Source organism: Microbacterium sp. Leaf436 (assembly GCF_001424715.1).
Lineage (GTDB): Bacteria > Actinomycetota > Actinomycetes > Actinomycetales > Microbacteriaceae > Microbacterium.
The window spans coordinates 624,897-646,528 of the sequence record NZ_LMRB01000001.1; the positions used below are offsets into that span (position 1 = coordinate 624,897).

Genomic DNA, 21,632 nt, shown 5'->3' on the forward strand with positions numbered 1-21,632 from the left:
CGGGCGCCGTTCTTCGTCATCCGCCGCCGTGTGTCAAGGGTGGATGCCGTAATGGGAATACATGGCTAATGTGAGAGTCGACCAGCACTCGTTCGAGCGTGAGGAGACCCCATGAGGGGCAAAGCAGCACTCGTCGTCGGACTCGTGGCGGGCTACGTGCTCGGTGCACGCGCAGGCCGCGACCGGTACGAGCAGATCAAGACGCAGGCCGAGAAGGTCTGGGACCAGCCCGTCGTCCAGGGACAGGTCGAGAAGGTCAAGGCGTTCGGCGTCTCGGCCCTCAAGTCCGTCCCCGGTGTGGTGTGGAAGGGCGCGAAGTCGGTCACCGGCGCCGCGACCCAGTCCGGCACCGCCCAGGAGCGCGCGGAGCGCGCCACGCGGGCGGCGAAGCAGTCGGCCTCCGAGGTCGCCGATGTCGTCGAGGATTCCGTCGACGACGCCAAAGAAGCCGAGAAGGCCGCGACCACACGTGCGCGCGCGTCCAAGAGCGGCTCCACCTCTTCCGGGAGCTGAGGCATGACGACTCCTCGCGGATTCCGCGATCGTTCCGACGACAGCCTGTTCACGCTGGTCGGCGACATCCCCGAGCTCGTGCGCAACCTCGTCGTCGCCGAGATCAACGGCGCGAAGGCGTGGGCGCAGCGCACGGCCAAAGACGCCGGGATCGGCGCCGGCTGGTTCGTCGGCGCGCTCATCGTGCTGTTCTGGGCCGTGCCGGTGTTCTTCGCGTTCGTCATCGCGGGACTGTCGTCGTGGTGGCCGGTCTGGCTCTCGGCGATCGTCGTGTTCGGCGTGATGATCGTCATCACCGCGATCCTGGCTCTGCTGGGTTACCTGCGCTTCAAGAAGCTGTCGAAGCGCGAGAACCCCGGCGAAGCGATCGCCGAGGACGTCCGCATCGTCAAGGAGGCCCGCGATGAGTATTGATCGTCCCGTTCCCGTGCCCCGCACCGCCGTGCCACTGGGGATCACCGATCCCGTCCAGTCGGCCCGCGCCGAGTTGAAGGCTGCCCTGGCCGCCCTCGAAGACAAAGCGAACATCCCGCGCCGCGCGAGCGAGGCCGTCGACGACAAGGTCCGTGAGGTGCGCGAGAGCGCGCAGCGCAATCCCGCCGCGGCTGCCGCCGTCGTCGCGGGGGTCGCGAGCCTCGTCGGCCTGGCCGTCTGGAGCATCGTCCGCGCCTACACGCGCTGACACTCATCGAAGCGGCCCGTCCCCGTCGGGGCGGGCCGCTTCGTCGTTCGCAGGATGACCGGCCCGAGCGCCGATCCGAGTCCGTCTACGGCTCGTTCGCGAACAATCCGTCCAGAAGATCCTGGAAGTACTCCGGCGTCACCGCGATCGGACCGGCGTACGCGTGGTCGAACCCGGCGATGGCGTACAGCAGCAGGGCGACGAACAGCGCCAGCATCCCCGACATCAGCAGGTGCACGCGCAGGTTCCGCACCTCGATCAGCCCGATGAGGATGGCGTTGAGCACCGCGCCCACCCCGAGCACGATCCACAGCACGCTCGGAAGGGCCAGGTGGGTCAGCGCGATGCGGTCGCGCCGGTCGTGCACCAACTGCTGGAACTGCTCGAGGGCCTCTTGCACGTAGACCACCTCGACCGCCGAGGTCGGCTCCACGGCCTCGATGGCGCTCTGCATGGCGGTGATGTTGGCATCCGTCTCCATCGGGATCTCCAGGTGCCGCTGCATCGGCCAGTCCTCGTCGATGACGTTGCGCGTGTACTGCACGATCTGCTCCTGCAGCTCGTCGGCCTGCGGCTCGGGCAGCAGCGTGGCGCTGCGGTACAGCGTGGCCAATGACGACGACTCATCGAGCACGACGCCGTCGACCTCGGTGAAGTTGCCGTACGCGGCGGCCGCGATCAGGGCGAGCGTCACGCCGTAGAAGACGCCGTAGGCGCCGACCGCGTAGCTGAGCACGCGGTCCCACTCGTCACCCTGCGGGGCGACTCTGAAGACCCACTTGCGCAGCACCAGCAGGATTCCGCACGAGCCTCCCACCACGAGCAGGATGAACATCGGCAACCCCACAGCCATGGGGAGGTCGTACAGCCACATCGGGCACCCTTTCGCGGGCGGCGTCCCCCGACGCCGTCGACGCACATTATCAATGCGCGTCGACGCGTGCACGCAAGAGTGTGCTTCGGCGGCGAGTCAACCGGTTTGGCCCCCCGCCCCGACGGGACGAAACTGGAGGCATGTCCCACGACAGCTCCTCCTCCGTGTACACGCTGTGGGCGGTCTTCCGCCGCGATCCCGAGAACCCGGTCACCGCCACCGAGGCGACCGAGCTCGCCGACCTCGTCTCGCTCGTCGAGGCCGACGGCGTCACCGTCCGCGGTTTCTACGACGTCAGCGGCCTCCGCGCCGACGCCGACCTCATGGTCTGGCTCCACGGCGAAGACCCCCAGGCCCTTCAGCGCGACCTGCGGCGCCTGCGCCGCACCGAGCTGCTGAAGAACCTCCTTCCCACCTGGAACGCCATGGGCGTGCACCGCGACGCGGAGTTCAACCGCTCGCACGTGCCCGGCTTCCTCCGCGGCATCGAGGCGCAGCAGTGGCTCTGCCTGTACCCCTTCGTGCGCAGCTACGAGTGGTACCTCCTCCCCGAGGAGGAGCGCCGCGAGATGCTCATCGAGCACGGCAAGAAGGGGTCGCAGTACCGCGGCGTCATCGCCAACACGGTGGCCTCGTTCGCCCTCGGCGACTACGAGTGGCTCCTGCCGATGGAGGCCGACGTGCTCACCGACCTCGTCGACATGATGCGCGACCTCCGCTACACCGAGGCTCGTCGCCACGTGCGCGAGGAGGTGCCGTTCTACACCGGCCGTCTGGTCGCGCTCGACGAGATCCCCGAGATCCTGCAGTGAGCGCGCCCCTGCGGCTGGGGACTCGTCGCAGCACGCTGGCGATGGCGCAGTCGCAGATGGTCGCCGACGCCGTGGCCGCGGCATCCGGTCGCCCCGTCGAACTCGTGCCCATCGTGTCGGAGGGCGACGTGAACCGCGCCTCGCTGTCTCAGTTGGGCGGACGCGGCGTCTTCGCGAACGGTCTGCGCGAGGCTCTCGCCGCCGACCGCTGCGACTTCCTCGTCCACTCCCTCAAAGACCTGCCGACGGCGCAGCCCGAGGGGCTCGTCATCGCCGCCACACCCCCGCGCGAAGACGCGCGCGATGTGGTCGTGACCCGCGACGGCGCGCCCCTCGGCTCCCTGGCCGCGGGTGCTCGGGTGGGCACCGGTTCGCCCCGCCGCATCGCCCAGGCCAAGCGGCACAACCCCCGTCTCGACATCCGCGACATCCGCGGCAACGTCGACTCGCGTCTGGGGCGCGTGCGCGACGGGGAACTGGATGCCGTCATCCTCGCCGCCGCGGGCATCTCGCGCCTCGGGGGTGACCTGGGCGGACTGCACGCCGAGGCGCTCGGGCTCGCGGAGTGGCCGACGGCCCCGGGGCAGGGCTCGCTCGCCATCGAGACGCGCGACGACATCGATCCCGACATCCTGGCCGCGCTCGTGCAGCTCGACGACGAGGACACCCGCGTCGCGATCACCGCGGAGCGCACCGTGCTCTCGGCGCTCGACGCGGGGTGCAGTGCTCCCGTCGGCACGCACGCCGCCCTCGCCGACGGGGATCTGCGGCTGCGCGCGGTGGTCTACGCCCTCGACGGTGCGCGAAGGATCGGCATAGACCGAACGGTGCGTCTCGCACCGGGGTATGGTGGGGAAACGGGCAGCGGCAATGGAGCGGATGCTGCCGACGACGGGGGTCCGATCGCGCGAGCGACGCGAGCGGGCCGAGAAGCCGCGCGTCGGTTGCTCGAACGTGGGGCGGCCGACCTGGTACCACGAGAGTCGACCACATGAATGAAGGCCACCGGCACACGCCGCACCCCACGACGGGCAGCACGCCCAAGCCCCTCGCGGGTCGGCGCGTCCTCGTGCCGCGCGGTGGTCCCTGGGGCGATGGCGTCGCGGCGAGTCTGCGTCAGCGCGGGGCCGTTCCCGTCATCGCACCGCTGATCAACTTCGCGCCCACGAACGACCAGGCCACCCTCGAGCAGGCGCTCGCCGAGCTGGCCGACGGGGTGTTCGACTGGCTGACGCTCACCAGCGCCACCACCGTCGACGTCCTCTACGCCTACAAGGCCGTCATCCCCGCCGGCACCAAGGTCGCCGTCGTCGGCGAAACCACGGCCGCGGCGATGCAGGCCGTGGGCTACCACGTCGACCTCGTTCCCGAACGCGACAACTCTGCCCAGGGCATGGCCGAGCAGATGATCGACCTCGAGTCCGAGCCGCGCAAGGTGCTGACCCTGCGCAGCGAGATCGCCAAGCCCGTGCTCACGCGCCTGCTGATCGAGGCGGGGCACGACGTGCGCAGCGTGGTCGCGTATCGCACCGTCGGTGTGCCGGTGTCCGACAAGATCGCCGGCGACGTGCACTCCGGTCGCATCAACGCCATCCTCGTCACCAGTGGTTCGGTCGCGGAGCAGGTGGTCGATCAGTTCCCCGAGATTCCGGCATCCACCGTCATCGCCGCGATCGGCCCGCGCACCGCGAAGGACGCCAAGCGCGCCGGTCTCAGCGTCGACGTCGTGGCCGACACGCAGACGGTCGAGTCGCTGATCGAGGCCGTCGCCCGCTTCACCCTCGCCCCCGACGAATCGACCTCATGAGCTTTCCCGAGCACCGCCCGCGGCGCCTGCGTCGCACCCCCGCCGTCCGTCGTCTCGCACGAGAGACGCACCTCGTGCCGTCGCAGCTCGTGCTGCCGATGTTCGTGCGCGAGGGCATCACCGAGCCGAGTCCGATCGGCTCGATGCCCGGCATCGTGCAGCACTCGCTCGACTCGCTCCGCCGCGCCGCGGCCGAGGCGGCCGAGCAGCGCATCGGCGGCGTCATGCTGTTCGGCGTCCCCGAGACGCGCGACGCCGTGGGCTCGGGAGCCGACGACCCCCGCGGCATCCTGAACGTCGCGACCGAGGCCGTCGTGGCCGAGGTGGGCGACGCGCTGGTCGTGCAGACCGACCTGTGCCTCGACGAGTTCACCGACCACGGGCACTGCGGTGTGCTCCGCGACGACGGTGCCGTCGACAACGACGCGACCCTCGAGCGGTACACGGCCATGGGTCTCGCGCAGGCGCGGGCGGGCTCGGCGATGCTGGGCCTGTCGGGAATGATGGACGGCCAGGTCGGCGCGGTGCGCGAGGCGCTGGATGCCGAGGGCTTCACCGACACGCTCATCCTCGCCTACTCGGCCAAGTACGCCGGAGCCTTCTACGGACCCTTCCGCGAGGCGGTCGACTCGCAGCTGAAGGGCGACCGCCGTTCGTACCAGCTCGACCCCGGCAACGGGCGCGAGGGCGTGCGCGAGGCGTTGCTCGACGTCGAAGAGGGCGCCGATGTGGTCATGGTCAAGCCCGCGCTGCCGTACCTCGACGTGCTCGCCGACGTGAAGGCCTCGGTCGACGTGCCGGTCTGGGCCTACCAGGTGTCGGGCGAGTACGCGATGGTCGAGGCCGCCGCGGCGCACGGCTGGATCGACCGCCGCGGCGCCATCCTCGAGAGCCTGCTCGGCATCCGCCGCGCCGGCGCCGACGCGATCCTGACGTATTGGGCCGTCGAGGCGGCCCGCTGGCTGCGCGCCGAGCTCTGAGCCCCCCTTCTTTTCGCGTGAGTCGCCACGATTCGTCGCTTCGCTGTCCGCGGAAGCGACAGATCTTGGCGACTCACACGCGTGCACCCGGGAGAATTGACGCATGACCGATCTCAACGACCAGTGGTTCGCCCGCGCCAAAGACGTCATCCCGGGCGGCGTGAATTCACCCGTTCGCGCCTACGGGTCCGTCGGCGGAACGCCGCGGTTCATGCAGTCGGCGTCGGGGCCCCGCATCACGGATGCCACGGGTCGCGAGTACGTCGACCTCGTCGCCTCGTGGGGTCCGGCCCTTCTCGGCCACGCGCACCCCGAGGTGGTCGAGGCGGTTCGGTCGGCGGCATCCCGGGGTCTGTCCTTCGGCGCGCCGACGGGGGCCGAGGTCGAGTTGGCCGACCTGATCGCCCACCGCGTGCAGGTCGGCGATCTGGCACCGATCGAGAAGGTACGCCTGGTCTCGACCGGCACCGAGGCGACCATGACCGCCATCCGACTGGCGCGCGGCGTCACCGGCCGTGACCTGCTCATCAAGTTCGCCGGGCACTACCACGGTCACTCCGACGGGCTGCTGGCGGCCGCCGGATCGGGGGTCGCCACGCTCGCCCTGCCCGGCTCGGCCGGCGTTCCCGCGCCCATCGCCGCACAGACGCTCGTGCTGCCCTACAACGACCTCGACGCGGTGCGCGAGGTGTTCGCGGTGCACGGCGAGAACATCGCCGCGATCATCGTCGAGGCGGCCTCGGCCAACATGGGCGTCGTGCCGCCGCTGCCGGGCTACAACGCCGCGCTCGCCGAGATCGCGCACAGCCACGGCTCGCTGCTCATCATGGACGAGGTGCTCACGGGCTTCCGCGTGCACCCAGCCGGCTTCTGGGGGCTCCAGGCCTCGCGAGGCGAGACGTACCTGCCCGACATCCTCACCTACGGCAAGGTCGTCGGCGGGGGCATGCCGCTGGCCGCCCTGGCCGGTCGCGCCGAGATCATGGACCACCTCGCGCCCCTCGGCCCGGTGTATCAGGCGGGCACGCTGTCGGGGAACCCGTTGTCGGTCGCCGCGGGCCTGGCGACGCTGCGCCTCGCGACGCCCGAGGTCTACGCGACCGTCGACGCCGCGGCCGAGCGGGTCGCCGACGCGCTCGACGCCGCCCTGAGCGCCGAGGGGGTCGTGCACGCGATCCCGCGCGCGGGCTCGCTGTTCGGCGTCGCGTTCCTGCCCGAGATCCCGCTCGACTACGCCACGGCGCTCACCCAGCAGTCGTGGCGGTACGCCGCGTTCTTCCACTCGATGCTGGATGCCGGCATCGCGCTGCCCCCGAGCGTGTTCGAGGCGTGGTTCCTCACCGCGGCGCACGACGACGACGCCCTCGCGCACGTGGTCGACGCGCTGCCGGGCGCGGCGAAGGCGGCGGCGGAGGCCCTGGACCCGACGCTGCTCGCCCAGTAACGGCGGCCGCGCCGGGGTCATCCTCGCGAGGGAGCGGTTTCGTCCTTCGTGATGATGTGCGGGCGGACCCGGGCGACGAGGCTGGGATCATGCTCCCCGCCCACGCCGCCCCGCCCTCCTTCTCGGCGTTCCTCGCGCGACTTTCGGCGTGGTGGCCCACGTCGATGGCCCCGCGGCGTCGGCGCGCCACCTGGCAGCCCTGCCCCCGCGGAGGGGGCGGCGCCCGACCGAGTTGAGCTCGACGACGGGCTCGTCCCCGGGCCCGGTGGAAGACTGGACGCATGACTTCTCCCCAGCCCCGTGTCGTCGTCCTCGCCGGTGGAGTCGGAGGGTCGAAGTTCACGCTCGGCGTCCGTGCGGCGCTGCGGCGCCTCGGCGCCCCCGACGCGACCGTCGTCGTCAACACGGGCGACGACCTGTGGCTGTCGGGTGTGCGCCTGCAGCCCGACGTCGATTCCCTCACCTACGCCCTCGCCGGGGTCAACGACACCGAGCGCGGGTGGGGACGCGCGGGCGACACGGAGCGGGTCAACGAAGAACTCCAGGCCTGGGGGGCGGGCTGGCCGTGGTTCACGCTCGGCGACCTCGACCTGGGCACCCACCTCGCCCGCACCGGCTGGCTGCGCGACGGCCTCACCCCCACCGAGGTGCTGGCCCGCATGGCGCAGCGCTGGCCGCTCGGCGTGCGACTGCTGCCCATGACCGACACCGAGGTCGACACGCACGTGCTGCTCGAGGACGGGGGACGGCTGCACTTCCAGGAGTGGTGGACGCGGCACCGCGCCACGCTCACTCCGCGCGCCTTCGAGAATCCCGGGATCGCCGACGCCGTGCCCGCCCCCGGTGTCGTGGATGCCATCGCCCAGGCCGACGTGGTGCTGCTGGCGCCGTCGAACCCGGTGGTGTCGATCGGTCCGATCCTCGCGGTCCCCGGAATGCGTGAGGCCCTGCGGGCGACCTCGGCGCGGGTGGTGGGCGTCTCGCCGATCATCGCCGGGCGGGTCGTGCGCGGCATGGCCGATGTCTGCCTCACCGCGATCGGCGTCGAGACCTCGGCGTCGGCCGTCGCGCGGCACTACGCGGCACGGTCGGCCGGCGGTGTGCTCGATGCGTGGCTGCTGGCGGAAGAAGACGCCGCCGCCGCGCCCGAGGTCGAGGCGGCGGGGATCCGCACGGTGGTCGCGCCGCTGTGGATGCGCGACGAGACGACTTCGGCGGCGATCGCCGAGGCGGCGCTGCGCGCCTGAGGAGCCGTTCGCGGGTGCGCTCTGTGTGCGGACTTGCGCTTCGCCGATGGGCGCTGCATGGGGCCTGCGCTTCGGCGGTAGCGCTGCGGCCCGAGCCGGCGTTCGCGGTGGGCGCCGCGCGCGAGCGCTGCGCGCGCGGCGTGGGCGCGGGGCCTGGGCGGGCGAGCGGCCGCGCGGGCGAGCGGTCAGGCCGCCGCCGACGCCAACACGGCCGACGTGCGCGGGCCCACGCCCAGCGCGACCGCCTGCGAGAGCTGTTCGGCCGTGTCGACGTCGCGGCGGAGCGACGACGCACGCTCGACGGCCAGGTCGGTGCACCCGAGCAGGCGGTGACGGGCGGCGGAGTCCTCGCCGAACGCCGAGACCCACACCGCCCCCGCTCGGGCGGTGACGAGGGTGGACCCGGTGGTCTCGGCATCCGGAACCACCCCCCGCTCGACGGACGCCGCGAGCTCGAGGGCCGCGTCGAGATCGGCGGGACGCAGGGCCGGCAGATCGCCGAGCAGGGCGGCGCGCGCGGTGGCGACACCGGCCGCGGCCGCGCCGAGGGCGATCGCGGCGTCGAGACCGCGGGTGTCTCCCTCGGGCACGACCTCGACCTTGCGGGCGCGGCGGAGCTCGGCGCGCACCCCCGCGTCGTCGGTCACGACGATGACACGGGCGACCCCGGCCGCCGCGGCTGCCGCGATCACGGTGTCGAGCGCGATGGCGCGCGCAAGCGCCTCGCGGTCGACGCCGACGTCGGTCAGGCGCGACTTGCCCACCGCGGCGGGTTTGACCGGCACGATGATCGTCCAGGCGGGGACGTCAGGCATGTTCATCGCCTCCATTGTGTGCCGAACTCCTGAGATATCTGGCTGGGGGTCGTGCTTTCGGAGGGTGGGGGGCAGCGTGGGGACCTTTTCTCAGGAGTGTGGCCCACCGGCGCCCCGCAAGCGGGCCGCTCGCGCGGCCGCCTCCGCGGCGCCGCTGAGCTGCCGGCCCCCGCGGCGCCGCTGGGTCCACCGCGCCGCCGCGCCGCGCCGATCCGGCTCAGGCGAAGCGCTTGCGCAGGCGCGGCAGGATCTCCTCGCCGTACATGCGCAGGAACTCCTCCTGGTCGTGGCCGGGGTCGTGGAACACGAGGTGACGGAAGCCGAGGTCGACGTACCGTGCGATGCGTTCGACGTGCTCGTCGGGGTCGGTCGAGACGATGAACCGCGACGCGACGCGCTCGATCGGCAGTTCGGCGGCGAGCCGTTGCATCTCGAGGGGGTCGTGCACGCTCATCTTCTCGTCGGCGCTGAGCGCGAGGGGGGCCCAGAACCGCGTCTTCTCGAGCGCGGTGTCGTGGTCGGGGTGGTACGACACCTTGACCTCCATGAGCGTGTCGACGTCGTCGCGCGTGCGGCCGGCCTTGCCGAGGCCGTCGTCGAGCGCGGGCAGCAGCGTGTCGGTGTACAGCGCGGGGTCTTTACCGCTCGTGGTGATGTAGCCCTCGGCGATGCGCCCGGCCAGGCGGGTGGCCGCGGGGCCGGAGGCGCCGATGTAGATCGGCACCTTCTGCTCGGGGCGGTCGTAGATCGTGGCATCCTTCACCGAGTAGTAGGTGCCCTCGTAGGTGACCCGCTCGCCGGCCCAGAGCTCGTTGATGATCGCGATGGCCTCTTTGAGGCGCTGGAAGCGCTCGGGCGCCTCGGGCCAGTCGAGGCCGAGGGTCACCTCGTTGAGGGCTTCGCCCGTGCCGACGCCCAGCACGACACGGCCGGGGTACATCACGCCGAGGGTGGCGAACACCTGGGCGATGACGCCGGGGTGGTAGCGGAACGTCGGGGTGAGCACGCTCGTGCCGATGATGACGCGCTCGGTGCGCGCGCCGAGGGCGCCGAGCCAGGGCAGGGCGTTGGGGGCGTGTCCGCCGTCGTGCATCCACGGCTGGAGGTGGTCCGAGAGGAAGACCGAGTCGAAACCCATCTTCTCGGCGAGCACGCCGAAGTCGAGGAGCTCGTTGGGTCCGAACTGCTCGCTCGAAGCCTTGTATCCGAAACGCAGGGGAACGGTCATTTCTCTCCTTCAACGTCGCCACCGCGCACGGGGGTGCGCGCGGGTTCGAACTCCGACCCGTCGGTGCCGGCCAGTCGTTCATGGAACGCCTGCACGGTGCCCGGCCACAGCAGGGTCAGCCGCCCCGACCGGTCGTCGACGTACCAGTTGCGGCATCCGCCGGTGAGCCAGGGGGTGGATGCCGCGGCCGCGGCGATCTCGTCGGTGTACGCCGCCTCGACCTCGGGGCGTACCCGCAGCACCCGCTCGGGTCGGCGGTCGCGCTCGGCGAGGGCCCGCACGACGTACGCCGACTGCTCCTCGGCCATGAGGACCGAGGAGTTGTGCCCGAGACTCGCGTTCGGGCCGTTCAGCACGAACAGGTTGGGGAAGCCGGCGACCACCGTGGAACCGAACGAGGTCATGCCCTCGGCCCAGTGCGCGGCGAGGGTGCCGTCTTCGCCGCGCACGAGGTCGGCGTAGGGCTGCTCGGCGGCGGTGAACCCGGTGGCCAGCACCAGCACGTCGGCCTCGTACGTCGCGCCGCTCTGCGCCGTCAGCGTCGAGCCGTCGACCGCGGCCAGGGCGGTGGGCTCGAGGCTCACGGCCTCGGACGCGACGGCGGGGTAGAACGCATCGGACAGCAGCACGCGTTTGCAGCCGAAGGCGTAGTCGGGGGTGAGGGCTGCGCGCAGAGCCGGGTCGGCGACCTGGGCGTGCAGGTGCGCGAGCGCGTGGGCGCGGGCGTCGGCGGAGGCCACGGCGTCACCCGAGCGTGACGCGAAGCGCGCCTCACCCTCGGCGTACAGCTCGGCGCGCAGGCGCGCGAGATCCCCCGGGTGCGCGGCGAGGTGCGCGCGCTCGGCGGGCGCGATGTCGCCTCCGCCGCGCGGCACGATCCACGCGGGGGTGCGCTGGAAGAGCGTCACGTGGGCGGCACGGCGGGCGAGTTCGGGAACGAGCTGCACGGCGCTGGCGCCGGTGCCGACGACCGCGATCCGCATGCCGGCGAGGTCGGTGTCGTGGTCCCACCGCGCGGAGTGGAAGAGGGGCCCGTCGAACGACTCGAGGCCGTCGATGGCCGGCACGTGCGGCTCGGTGAGGCGTCCACAGGCCAGGACGAGGGAGCGCGCGGCGAGGATCTCGTGACCCGTGTCGAGGTGCCAGACGGCGTCGGCGGCATCCCATTCCGCTGCGACCAGGGGCGTGCGCAGCCGCAGCCGATCGCCGAGGTCCTCGCGATCGGCGACGTCACGCAGGTAGGCCTGGATCTCGCCGCCGGGGGCGAAGGTGCGCGTCCACCCGGCGTTCGGGTGCGCGGCGAGGCTGTAGAGGTGCGCGGGCACGTCGCACGCGACGCCGGGGTAGGTGTTGTCGCGCCAGGTGCCGCCCACGTCGTCGGCGCGCTCGAGCACGACGAAGTCGTCGCGCCCGGCCCGGCGGAGCGCCCCGGCCATCGCGAGGCCGGCGAAGCCTGCGCCGACGATCGCGACGTCGACGACCCTCACGCGCGGGCTCCGCCCTCTGCGGCGACGCGGTAGTCGGTCGTGCGCAGGCGGAACGGTCGCATGAGGCTGCGGGCGATGCGCTCGGCCGCCGCGACCGGGAGCTCGATTCCCTGCTCGATGCCCGTGTCGGGCCGCACGCGTCCGTCGTACAGCGTGCCGCCGAGGTCGTCGCCGCCGGAGCGCAGCAGCACGGCGGCGGTGTCTCGGCCCACGCGGGTCCAGGGGATCTGCACGTGCGGGATGCTGCCCGACAGCATCAGCCGTGACACGGCGACCGTCGCGCGATGCTCGTCGATCGGGGCGCGGTCGGCGACCAGCGGCACGTCGCCGCCGGGCAGGGGGATGGGCACGAACTCGGCGAAGCCGCGGGTCTCGGTCTGGATCTCGCGCAGGCGCCGCAGATGCGCGATGCGCTCCTGGGCGGTCTCGACGTGGCCGTAGAACAGCACCGAGGTCGAGCGGAAACCGGCGCGGTGAGCCGCGGTGATGCCCTCGACCCAGTGGTCGATCTCGAGGTCGCCCGGCGCGACGAGGGCGCGCACCCGCTCGCTGAGCACCTTCACGCCGGTGCCCGGCACGGTGTCGACGCCCGCTTCGCGCAGGGCCGCGAGGGCGCCCGCGAGACCGAGTCCGCCGCGGTCGGCGAGGTCGCGCACGTCGAGCGGACGGTAAGCGTGCACGTGGATGCCGGGAGCCCCGCGCTTGACTGCCCGCACGAGGTCGAGATAGCCGGCGGGGTCTTCGTCGCCTCGGAGCGCGCCCTGGATGCAGATCTCGGTCGCGCCGAGGGCGGCGGCGTCGGCGGCGATGGCCGTGGCGTCGTCGAGGTCGAACTCGCCCGGCGCGGTGCGGCCGGTGCGGCGCAAGCCCGTCGAGGTGAGGTTGCGGTTCTGCACGAGGGTGATCGGCTCGCCGACGGTGTAGCGGCGCGCGTCGTCGGCGGCGGCGGTGAGGTCGTCGAGCTCGGCGCCGGTCGTGCGCAGCAGGCGCACCCAATCGGCGTCGTCGAGGGACAGGGGATCGGATGCCGCCCGCTCGGCGAGACGGCGGACGCCCAGGTCGCTGCCGGGCACTCCGCCGGGCGCTCCGCCGGGGCTCCCGGGGTGGGCTGAGGGTGTCGAGCCGGGATGGGCGGAGGACGAGGGACGGGCGGAGGACGCGACGTCGAGAGGGAGTCCTCCCTCCGTCCCTCGCCCTCCGCTCGTCACGGCGTGCGTGCCCTCGGGCAGGCTGGCGTGCGGCGTCACGTCGGCCGCGAGCCCCTCGGCATCGGCCAGCGCCCGCAGGGGAGCGTGCAGGGCGGGGTCGATCCAGCGCGCCGCGTCGCGCACGAACTCCGGATGCGCGGTGAGGCGTTCGCGCAGCGTGTAGCCGTGCGCGGCCGTCTGGGCGGCGAGGTCGTCGATCTGCGGCCAGGGACGCTCGGGATTGACGTGGTCGGCCGTGAGCGGCGACACGCCGCCCCAGTCGTCGATGCCCGCCGCGATCAGCAGACCCAGCTCGCCCGGGTCGGACAGGTTCGGCGGCACCTGGATGCGCATGCGCGGACCGAACACGAGCCGGGCGGTGGCGACCGCCGCGACGTACTCGGCCAGGTCGGCGTCGGGCGCGCCCTGCATGGCCGTGCGGGGCTTGGCGCGGAAGTTCTGCACGATGACCTCTTGCACGTGCCCGTGCCGGTCGTGCCGGTCGCGCATCGCCACGAGCGATTCGGCCCGGTCGCGCACCGTCTCGCCGATGCCCACCAGGATGCCGGTGGTGAACGGGATGCCGGCGGCGCCGGCGTCGTCGATGACGCCGAGGCGCAGGTCGGGGTCTTTGTCGGGCGAGCCGAAGTGCACCTGGCCGGGCTCTTCGAACAGGCGTCGCGACGTGGTCTCGAGCATCATGCCCATCGAGGGCGAGACGGGCCGCAGCGCCGCCAGCTCGTCGGGGTGCATGACGCCGGGGTTGGCGTGCACCAGCATGCCGGTCTCGGCGGTGATGAGACGCGCGATGTGGGCGACGTAGTCGATGGTCGAGGCGAAGCCGTGCGTGTCGAGCCAGGCGCGGGCCTCGGGCCACCGCTCTTCGGGGCGGTCGCCGAGGGTGAGCAGCGCCTCTTTGCAGCCGAGGGCCTGACCTTGCCGCACGACGGTGAGCACCTGCTCGGGGCTCATGTACGCGGGCTTGCGCAGTAGGTTCAGCTGGCCGGGGGTGTCGACGAAGACGCAGTAGTGACAGCGGTCGCGACACAGGGTCGTCAGCGGCACGAAGACCTTGCGCGAGTACGTGACCACGCCGGGGCGGCCGGCGTCGATGAGCCCCTCGTCGCGGAGCGCGGCGGCGACGGGCAGCAGGCTGTCGAGCGGTGCGTGCAGAAGGGCGTCGGTCTCGTCGACGTCGGGGCGGTGCCCGGCGCGGATGCGCGCGAGGAGATCGTCGATCGACGTGCCGCGGGCCGGTGCGACTCGCGGCGCAACACTGCCCGTACTCATCGTCCCAGGCTATCCCTCGCCTCCGACATCCGGGCCGGTGAGGCGGGGCCTCGCGCGGCGCGTGCGTGCGGCGGGTGATCGTTGCGCTCTCGTGAGGTGGAGAGCCCGTCGCGCCCCGTCGACGCTGGCAGGATGGAAGGCATGGTGACCCTGCTGCTCGACTCGACGCAGCTCGAAGTCGTGCTGTCGCCGACCGAGCGAGCGATGTCTTTCCGCAAGACCAACATCGTCGTGCCGCGCGAGCACATCGAGCGCGTGCAACTGACCGACGACGCCTGGACGTGGCTGCGCGGCGTGCCGAATCCCGGCATCAACCTGCCGGTGGCCGTCGGGATGGGCACGTGGAAGTCGGCGAGCGGCAACGACTTCGTCGTCATCCGCGGTCGCAAACCCAGCGTCGTCGTCGACCTCACGGGTCACGACGAGTACGAGCGTCTGGTGCTCACCACCAAGCACGGGGTGGCGCTGCTGCGGGCGCTGCGTCTCGACGTGGCATCCGAGCCCGAAGACGTCGCCGACATCGTCCGCTGACGCGCCCGGAACACGCGCCCGCTACACGCGCCCGGCGGTCGCGCTCACGCCGTGAACTGCACCACGGTGTCCCACGCGAGCTTCACCACGAGCAGCGACAGGGTCACCAGGAACACGATCCGCACGAAGCCGCTGCCCTTGCGGGTGGCCATGTGCGCGCCGATGAACCCGCCGGTGATGTTCATCGCGGCCATGGCGAAGCCCAGGGCGAGCAGGATCTCGCCGTGCACGCCGTAGACGGCCAGGGCGGCGAGGTTGGTGGTGAGGTTCGCGATCTTGGCGTTCACGCTCGCCTGCAGGAAGCCGTACCCCAGCACGGCGACGATCAGGATGACGAAGAACGACCCCGTCCCCGGACCCAGGATGCCGTCGTAGAAACCCACCAGCAGACCGATCACGCCCGCCCGCCAGGCGATGGCCGCCGGTCGGGTGTGCCGCGGCTCGTGGTGCAGTCCCATGCGGGGTTTGAAGAGCGTGTACAGCGCCACCGCGATCACCGCGACGAGGACCACGGGCGTCAGCACCTCGCGCGGGACGAAGCGCGAGAGGGCGGCACCGACCGTGGAACCGGCGTACGCGCCGGCGACCAGCGGCAGCAGGAGCACGAGCTGCACCCTGATCTTGCGCAGGTACACCCCGCTCGCCGAGAGCGTGCCGAAGAACGACGACAGCTTGTTCGTGCCCAGGATGAACGGGGTCGCGACGTCTTTCGGCACGGCGATGACCAAGGCCGGCAACTGGATCAGTCCGCCGCCGCCGACGACCGCGTCGACCCATCCGGCGACGCCCGCGGCGACCAGCAGCAGCAGGAGGGATGCCACCGACACGGGGAGCCATTCGGCGATCACCGGTCCATCGAGCACGGTTGATTCTCGCCGGTGTGGGCGGCGGCGCCAAATGCACGGCGTCGCCCGTCACGGGCGCGGCGGTCGGCGAGCGGCGTCGGTGCAAGCCGGGCGATCGCCGATCAGTCGATGTCGCGGCGCCAGGTGGTGAGCATCCCCACGACCACCAGCACCACCGCGTACCCGAGCAGCACCAGGCCGCCGACCCACCAGTCGAGCGTCGCCGCCCCGGTGGTCGATACCGAGCTGAAGATCGTCTGGCCGACCAGTGCATCGCTCGCGGCGCTGGGGAACCACTTCACGACATCGTCGAAGCCCTCGACCACGCCGCCGATGGTGCGCACGATCGGCTCGATGAAGAGGGTGATGGCGAGCACGATGACGATGGCGGCGACCTGGTTGCGCACCACCGTGCCCACGCCGATGCCCACCAGTGCCCACAGGGCGAAGGCCAGCAGCATGCGGCCCACGAGCTCCCAGGTGTCGGCGGAGCCGAGGGCGGTGTCGATGCCGAAGATGCTCAGCACTCCGGCGCCCGCCCCGATCGCGGCGGCCGAACCGAGGATGCCGTAGAGCAGGCCCACCAGCACGCCCACGGCGAACTTGCCGCCCAGGATCACGCCGCGGCGCGGGGTGGCGAGGAACGTCGGCGTGAGCGTCTTGTGACGGAACTCGGTCGTGACCATGAGCGTGCCCACGAGGAGGGGGAACACGTATCCGACGGCGCTGGCCGAGCTGTAGACGAGGCCCGGAACGCCCTCGGCCGACATCGCGGGGCCGGTGGCGCCGCCGAGGCGACCCGAAGCGACTCCGCCGAAGACGAAGGCGAGCACGCCGGCCGTGAAGGCGACGTAGGCGACGAGCACGATCGCCAGCACCCACCAGCCGGCGGTGGTGAACTGCTTGGTGTACTCGGATCGTGTCGCTGCGACGAGGCTCACCGCTGCACCCCCGTGTGGTGCGTCTGGTCCGTGTGGTCGAGGTCGGCGGTGGGCACGATGTCGATCACGCCGGTCGAGGCGACGGAGTACGAGCGGCGGGGTGAGTCGTCGCTCGAGGATGCCCCGTCCGACGCGGTGACGCGCGCGGATCGCGGCGGGGCCATGACGGCGACCATCGCGGTCGAGGGACGGGGACCGTCGTCGTCGAACTCGTCGGGTCGGGGGGAGATCTCGTCGGCTGTGGCAGTCGTCGCCGTCGCGGCCGCCGCCGGTGCGAGCACGGGCTCGGGCGCCGGCGTGGGCGCGGGGGTCTCGGCATCCGGAGTCGGAGCAGGAGCCGCCGCAGCGCCGCCCGCCGCAGCGCTCGCGTGCACGCGCACGCCGCTGACGAGCTCGAGGAAGATGTCTTCGAGGCTGGCGCCCTTGCTCTGCAGGTTCGACAGGGCGATACCGGCGCCCGCGGCGAGGGCGCCGATCTCGACCGGCTCGTGGTGGCGGATCGTGTAGCCGTTGCGCAGCAGCTGGTAGTCGATGCCGCGCTCGTCGAGCACGCTCGACAGGGCGGTGCGGTCGGGGGAGTCGACGACCGTAGCGTACTCCTCGGGGTCGGCGAGGTCTTCGACCCCGCCCTGGAACACCAGGCGACCGCGCGAGATGATCAGCAGCGCGTCGACGGTCTGCTGCACCTCGGCGAGCAGGTGGGACGAGATGAGCACCGTGCGTCCCTCTTCGGCGAGGTGACGCAGCAGCGAACGCATCCACCGGATGCCCTCGGGGTCGAGGCCGTTCGACGGCTCGTCGAGCACGAGCACACCGGGGTCGCCGAGCAGCGCGGTGGCCAGGCCCAGGCGCTGGCGCATGCCGAGCGAGAAGCCGCCCACGCGGCGTCCGGCGACGTCGGCGAGACCGACCAAGCCCAGCACCTCGTCGACGCGCGAGACGGGCAGCGACGCCGCGCGCGCGTAGACCTTGAGGTGGTTGGCGGCCGACCGGCCGGGGTGGAAGCTCGACGCCTCGAGGGCGGCGCCGACGCTCTGCAGCGGCGAGGCGAGGTCGGCGTAGCGCTTGCCGCCGATGGTGGCGGTGCCCGCGGTGGGCTGCACGAGGCCCAGCAGCATGCGCAGCGACGTGGTCTTGCCGGCGCCGTTCGGACCCAGGAAGCCGGTGACCTGGCCGGGCTCGATGCGGGCGTCGAGACCGTCGACCGCCGAGACGGCTCCGAAGCGTTTGGTGAGCCCGTTGAGCTCGAGCACCTGTCCGTCGGGCATCGGGCACCTCTCGTTCGATGGGCGTTCCGCCTATCTTCCCCGATCCGAGGCCGAAAACCCATCTCGGGGCGTGTGTAACGTGGCACCGTGCACGCTCAGCGAACCGATGACGACAGCGTCCTCGTGCGGTCGAGGCGGGGCCTCGCTCGTCTGACGCTGAATCGTCCGCGCGCGATCAACGCGCTCGACCTCGACATGATCCGCGCGTTGACCCTCACGCTCGACCGGTGGCAGCGCGACACCGACGTCGACGTCGTGCTGCTCGACGGGGCCGGCGAGCGCGGATTCTGCGCCGGCGGCGACGTGCGCGCTCTGCACGAGATGGTCGTCGGAGGGCGCGGCGACGAGGTGCACGCGTTCTTCCGCGAGGAGTACGCGCTCGACCACCTCATCGCCACCTCGGCCAAGCCCGTGGTCGCGATCGCCGACGGCGTGTGCATGGGCGGCGGCATCGGCCTCGCCGGCCACGCGGCCATCCGCGTCGTCACCGACCGGTCGCGACTCGCCATGCCCGAGACGCGCATCGGCTTCACGCCCGACGTGGGCGGCTCCTGGCTGCTGGCCCGCGCGCCCGGTCGCCTGGGCGAGTACCTCGGACTGACCGGGGGGTCGATGGATGCCGCCGACGCGATCTACGCCGGCTTCGCCGACCACATGGTGCCCGCAGCCCACCTCGAGGCCCTGTACGAAGCCCTCGAGAACCGCGCCGACCCGTCGAGCCCGACGGAGCTCGTGCTGCTGTTCGACGAGAGTCCCGAGCCGTCGAGGCTGATCGCGGCGAGGGAATGGATCGACGACGCGTTCGCGGCCGACGACGTTCCCGCCATCGTGGACCGTCTGCGTGCGCGGCCCGAGTCCGAGGCCCGCGAGACGGCCGAGCTGCTGACCGCGTCGGCGCCGACCGCGCTCGCCGTGACGCTTGAGGCGGTGCGCCGGGCGCGCGCCCTGCCGTCGCTGCGCGCGGCCCTCGCCCAGGAGTACGGCCTCGTGATGTGGTTCGCCCAGACGCAGCCCGACCTGGTGGAGGGCATCCGCGCGCAGGTCGTCGACAAGGACCGCTCGCCGTCGTGGTCGCCGGCCAGCCTCGACGATCTCCCCGCCGACCGCGTGGCCGAGGCCTTCGCGTACGAGCCGAACCCGGCGCTGTGGTGACCCGGCCATGATCTCTCTTCTTCCCGTGCTCGCCGTGCCCTCGGCCGTGACGTCTTCTGTCCCCGTGATCGCCGTGCCCCCGGCCTTCGGCGCGGGGAGCGACTCGCGGGCGGCGACGAGATGACCGCGCCGCGGCGACGCTGGTCGTTCGGACACGCCCTCGACGGGTTCTTCTTCGTCTTCGCCGGTCTCGCCGCGATCTGGCTGGCCTACCTGAGCTTCACGCAGTCGTTCCGGCTCGGGTGGGGCGGGGTACTCATGGCGATCGCGTTCTGGGGTCTGCTCGCCTACCTGGTGCTGCCGCGACTGCACCGGATCCTCACCGCGATCTACGTGCCCGACTACTTCATGGGCCGCACCCGCACCTCCGACGGTCTGCTCGGCGACCCCGTCAACCTCGCGTTCCAGGGCGACCGGGCGCGCATCGAAGCGGTCATGGCCGAGGCCGGCTGGATCCCCGCCGACCCGGTCAGCCTGGGTTCGTCATGGCGCATCATCGCCTCGACGCTGCGGCGCCGCAGCTATCCGCGAGCCCCCGTCAGCCCGCTCTTCCTCTTCGGACGCATGCAGGACCTGGCCTACCAGCAGGAGGTCGCGGGCTCTCCCGCCCAACGCCACCACGTGCGCCTGTGGAGGTGCCCCGAGGGATGGCTGCTGCCGGGAGGGCGCCGGGTCGATTGGCTCGCCGCCGGCACGTTCGACCGGGCCGTGGGCCTGTCGCTGTTCACGCTGCAGGTGACCCACCGCATCGACGCCGACACCGACATCGAGCGCGACCACATCGTCGCCAGCGTCACCGCCGTGCCCGCGGTGGCGGTCGACGTCATCCGCGACTTCGCGACCGGGTACCACTCGCGCAACGGCGGCGGTGACAGCATCACCACCGACGGCGACCTGCCGATCGTCGACGTGCGGGCCGTGCAGATCCCGGATGCCGTGACCCCCGCCGCCTCGACGGAGGTGCGACCGTGATCACCCGGCACCCCCGCAAGCGCGCGGCCTTCGAACCCCTCGCCGCCCCCGTGCCCGTCGACCCGGCCATGCGTCGCCCCGTCGCGACGGTCGCCGGTGCGGTGCTGGTGCTGCTGCGAGCGGTGGCCGGGGTGCTCTGGGGGGCGACCGTCGTGTTCGGGCTCCCCTCGTGGATGCGGGCGGTGGCGGGAGCGGCGAACGGCTCGGCCATCGAGCCCGACACCCTGACCCTGTCCGACCTCGACGTCGGTTTCGGTCTGTTCGCCGGTGTGCTCGCGACGATCTTCGTGGTGCAGGTGGTGTTCGGCATCCTGCTGCTGTGGGGGAGCAACCTCGCCCGCGTGGCCGTGATGCTCATCTCGGTGGTGTCGATCTCGGCGGCGTTCACCGGCTGGTGGCAGCTGGGGGAGGAGATCACGGTGCGCACGACGCTGGCGACCCTGAGCCTCGACGTGCTCGTGCTGCTGGCCCTGTCGAGCCGCGATGCGGCGGCGTACGCGCGGCGGAAGGATCGCTGGCGCTGAGCTACCGGGTGGCGCTCGCGACCCCGGGGGATCTCGGCGGGTTAGCCTGAGAGGTGCCGCTCGCCCGCGGCGGAACGGAAGACGGACGTGTTCGACAGCCCCATGTCGTCCTCGGCATACGAGGTGCTCCGCGTGGCGCCCGACGTCGACGACGAAGGCCTGCGTCGCGCGTATCGCGTGCGCCTGCGCGAGACGCACCCCGACACGGGCGGCGACGCGGCCCTGTTCGTGCAGGTGCAGCGCGCGTGGGAGCTCATCGGAACGCCCGAGGCCCGCAGCGCCTACGACCGTGGTCGCGGAACGGTGCCCGGGGAGTGGGGCGGCGGGGTCTCGGCATCCGGTCCTTCGCGCCCCGCCGACACGCGCCCGCGCGCCCGATCGCACGGCCAGCCCGGCGGGTGGCGGCGCGAACGGTACCTCGACCTGATCCGCGAGTGGGTGGGCCGCGGCGTCGACATCGCCGACCCGTACGACCCGGCCCTCGTGCGCTCGGCGCCGCCCGAGATCCGCCACATCCTCGCCGACGCGCTCGCCGAGGAGGAGACCGCGCGTCTCGTCTCGGAGCTGGGTATGGGCTACACGGTGTGGCACGACGTGTTCGCCGATCGTGACGGGCGTGATCCCGAGCAGAAGCTCGACCATCTGGTGCTCGGCCCCAGCGGCTTGTACGCCCTGCTGAGCGAGGACTTCGGCGGCCCCGTCGGGGTGCGCCGCGGCGAGATCTCGGGGGCCCACGTCATCGGGTCGCCCGTGACCGAGCTCGTGTCGCGCGCCCGCGTGATCGCGCGGGCCGCCGGTGTGCGCTTCAGCGGCGCGATGGTCGTGCTGCCCGACGACGCCGTGCTCGACGCCATCACCGAGCTCGGAAAGGTGCGCGGAACCCCCGTCGCCCTGGTGACGCGCAGTGCCCTGACCACCCTGCTGCGGCGCGGCATCACCGGGGCGCGCGAGGTCGGCGGCACCGAGCTGTTCGACATCCGCACGCGGTTGCAGCAGCGCGTGCGTCACGTCTGAGGGGCGTCTCCCGAGGGGC

General features: G+C 72.2%; 22 protein-coding genes. 14 read left to right on the forward strand and 8 right to left on the reverse strand.

Features of this window, described 5'->3' with window-relative positions; genetic code table 11:
- The first annotated feature begins 111 nt into the window (after nt 1-111).
- Genes ASG45_RS03000 through ASG45_RS03010 form a run of 3 tightly spaced genes read left to right on the forward strand, consistent with a single transcriptional unit; the run spans nt 112 to nt 1,195 of the window.
- The gene (locus ASG45_RS03000; RefSeq protein WP_055832761.1) at nt 112-513 is read left to right on the forward strand and encodes a hypothetical protein; all 402 of its coding nucleotides are present in this window, start codon (nt 112-114) and stop codon (nt 511-513) included.
- A 3-nt stretch (nt 514-516) separates the two neighbouring features.
- Nucleotides 517-927, forward strand: a complete 411-nt coding sequence (locus ASG45_RS03005) for a phage holin family protein (RefSeq protein WP_055832762.1) — start codon at nt 517-519, stop codon at nt 925-927.
- Nucleotides 917-1,195 carry a hypothetical protein gene (locus ASG45_RS03010; protein WP_055832763.1) on the forward strand — a complete coding sequence of 93 codons (279 nt, stop codon included), beginning with the start codon at nt 917-919 and terminating at the stop codon, nt 1,193-1,195. Before ASG45_RS03005 ends, ASG45_RS03010 begins: the two co-directional genes overlap by 11 nt.
- An 85-nt stretch (nt 1,196-1,280) precedes the next feature.
- On the opposite strand, the gene ASG45_RS03015 is transcribed toward ASG45_RS03010, so the two are convergent.
- The gene (locus tag ASG45_RS03015) at nt 1,281-2,069 is read right to left on the reverse strand and encodes a bestrophin-like domain (RefSeq protein WP_055832764.1); all 789 of its coding nucleotides are present in this window, start codon (nt 2,067-2,069) and stop codon (nt 1,281-1,283) included.
- Nucleotides 2,070-2,209: 140 nt separating this feature from the next.
- On the opposite strand from ASG45_RS03015, the gene hemQ reads away from it, so the two are divergent.
- The 6 genes from hemQ to cofD all read left to right on the forward strand — a co-directional run bounded on the left by hemQ (nt 2,210) and on the right by cofD (nt 8,359).
- Nucleotides 2,210-2,881 carry a hydrogen peroxide-dependent heme synthase gene (gene hemQ, locus ASG45_RS03020; RefSeq protein ID WP_055832765.1) on the forward strand — a complete coding sequence of 224 codons (672 nt, stop codon included), beginning with the start codon at nt 2,210-2,212 and terminating at the stop codon, nt 2,879-2,881.
- Nucleotides 2,878-3,876 carry a hydroxymethylbilane synthase gene (hemC, locus tag ASG45_RS03025; protein ID WP_055832766.1) on the forward strand — a complete coding sequence of 333 codons (999 nt, stop codon included), beginning with the start codon at nt 2,878-2,880 and terminating at the stop codon, nt 3,874-3,876. The genes hemQ and hemC overlap by 4 nt, the downstream gene beginning before the upstream one ends.
- A complete protein-coding gene (locus ASG45_RS03030; RefSeq protein ID WP_055832767.1) occupies nt 3,873-4,688 on the forward strand; it encodes a uroporphyrinogen-III synthase in 816 nt (271 codons plus the stop codon). The genes hemC and ASG45_RS03030 overlap by 4 nt, the downstream gene beginning before the upstream one ends.
- Nucleotides 4,685-5,668: a porphobilinogen synthase gene (hemB, locus tag ASG45_RS03035; protein WP_055832768.1), complete on the forward strand. Its 984-nt coding sequence runs from the start codon at nt 4,685-4,687 to the stop codon at nt 5,666-5,668. The genes ASG45_RS03030 and hemB overlap by 4 nt, the downstream gene beginning before the upstream one ends.
- A 103-nt stretch (nt 5,669-5,771) precedes the next feature.
- Nucleotides 5,772-7,112 (forward strand): glutamate-1-semialdehyde 2,1-aminomutase, encoded by a 1,341-nt coding sequence (gene hemL, locus ASG45_RS03040; RefSeq protein ID WP_055832769.1) that lies wholly within the window; start codon nt 5,772-5,774, stop codon nt 7,110-7,112.
- 281 nt (nt 7,113-7,393) lie between these two features.
- Complete coding sequence (gene cofD / locus ASG45_RS03045) at nt 7,394-8,359, forward strand: 2-phospho-L-lactate transferase (protein ID WP_055832770.1); 966 nt, start codon at nt 7,394-7,396, stop codon at nt 8,357-8,359.
- Between the two features lie 185 nt (nt 8,360-8,544).
- On the opposite strand, the gene cofC is transcribed toward cofD, so the two are convergent.
- The 4 genes from cofC to cofG form a co-directional block, all read right to left on the reverse strand.
- The gene (gene cofC / locus ASG45_RS03050; protein WP_235561551.1) at nt 8,545-9,174 is read right to left on the reverse strand and encodes a 2-phospho-L-lactate guanylyltransferase; all 630 of its coding nucleotides are present in this window, start codon (nt 9,172-9,174) and stop codon (nt 8,545-8,547) included.
- Nucleotides 9,175-9,391: 217 nt separating this feature from the next.
- Complete coding sequence (fgd, locus tag ASG45_RS03055; RefSeq protein WP_055832771.1) at nt 9,392-10,402, reverse strand: glucose-6-phosphate dehydrogenase (coenzyme-F420); 1,011 nt, start codon at nt 10,400-10,402, stop codon at nt 9,392-9,394.
- Complete coding sequence (locus tag ASG45_RS03060) at nt 10,399-11,889, reverse strand: flavin-containing monooxygenase (RefSeq protein ID WP_156459344.1); 1,491 nt, start codon at nt 11,887-11,889, stop codon at nt 10,399-10,401. Before ASG45_RS03060 ends, fgd begins: the two co-directional genes overlap by 4 nt.
- Nucleotides 11,886-14,366 carry a 7,8-didemethyl-8-hydroxy-5-deazariboflavin synthase CofG gene (gene cofG, locus ASG45_RS03065; protein ID WP_055832772.1) on the reverse strand — a complete coding sequence of 827 codons (2,481 nt, stop codon included), beginning with the start codon at nt 14,364-14,366 and terminating at the stop codon, nt 11,886-11,888. Before cofG ends, ASG45_RS03060 begins: the two co-directional genes overlap by 4 nt.
- Before the next feature lie 141 nt (nt 14,367-14,507).
- On the opposite strand from cofG, the gene ASG45_RS03070 reads away from it, so the two are divergent.
- Nucleotides 14,508-14,897 carry a hypothetical protein gene (locus ASG45_RS03070; RefSeq protein ID WP_055832773.1) on the forward strand — a complete coding sequence of 130 codons (390 nt, stop codon included), beginning with the start codon at nt 14,508-14,510 and terminating at the stop codon, nt 14,895-14,897.
- Between the two features lie 44 nt (nt 14,898-14,941).
- Here ASG45_RS03070 and ASG45_RS03075 read toward each other — a convergent pair whose 3' ends face one another.
- From ASG45_RS03075 to ASG45_RS03085, 3 genes are all read right to left on the reverse strand, one after another.
- Nucleotides 14,942-15,760, reverse strand: a complete 819-nt coding sequence (locus ASG45_RS03075) for a sulfite exporter TauE/SafE family protein (protein ID WP_055832774.1) — start codon at nt 15,758-15,760, stop codon at nt 14,942-14,944.
- Nucleotides 15,761-15,864: 104 nt separating this feature from the next.
- Nucleotides 15,865-16,683 (reverse strand): ABC transporter permease, encoded by an 819-nt coding sequence (locus ASG45_RS03080; RefSeq protein WP_055832775.1) that lies wholly within the window; start codon nt 16,681-16,683, stop codon nt 15,865-15,867.
- Nucleotides 16,680-17,951 carry an ABC transporter ATP-binding protein gene (locus tag ASG45_RS03085; RefSeq protein WP_055832776.1) on the reverse strand — a complete coding sequence of 424 codons (1,272 nt, stop codon included), beginning with the start codon at nt 17,949-17,951 and terminating at the stop codon, nt 16,680-16,682. The genes ASG45_RS03080 and ASG45_RS03085 overlap by 4 nt, the downstream gene beginning before the upstream one ends.
- A gap of 87 nt (nt 17,952-18,038) precedes the next feature.
- Between ASG45_RS03085 and ASG45_RS03090 the strand changes: the two genes are divergently transcribed.
- The 4 genes from ASG45_RS03090 (at nt 18,039) to ASG45_RS03105 (ending at nt 21,613) form a co-directional block, all read left to right on the forward strand.
- A complete protein-coding gene (locus ASG45_RS03090) occupies nt 18,039-19,103 on the forward strand; it encodes an enoyl-CoA hydratase/isomerase family protein (RefSeq protein ID WP_055832777.1) in 1,065 nt (354 codons plus the stop codon).
- Between the two features lie 120 nt (nt 19,104-19,223).
- On the forward strand, nt 19,224-20,075 hold the full coding sequence (locus tag ASG45_RS03095) for an LssY C-terminal domain-containing protein (protein ID WP_055832778.1): 852 nt from the start codon (nt 19,224-19,226) through the stop codon (nt 20,073-20,075).
- Nucleotides 20,072-20,599 carry a hypothetical protein gene (locus ASG45_RS03100; RefSeq protein ID WP_055832779.1) on the forward strand — a complete coding sequence of 176 codons (528 nt, stop codon included), beginning with the start codon at nt 20,072-20,074 and terminating at the stop codon, nt 20,597-20,599. The genes ASG45_RS03095 and ASG45_RS03100 overlap by 4 nt, the downstream gene beginning before the upstream one ends.
- An 87-nt stretch (nt 20,600-20,686) precedes the next feature.
- Complete coding sequence (locus ASG45_RS03105) at nt 20,687-21,613, forward strand: J domain-containing protein (protein ID WP_055832780.1); 927 nt, start codon at nt 20,687-20,689, stop codon at nt 21,611-21,613.
- Nucleotides 21,614-21,632 lie beyond the last annotated feature (19 nt).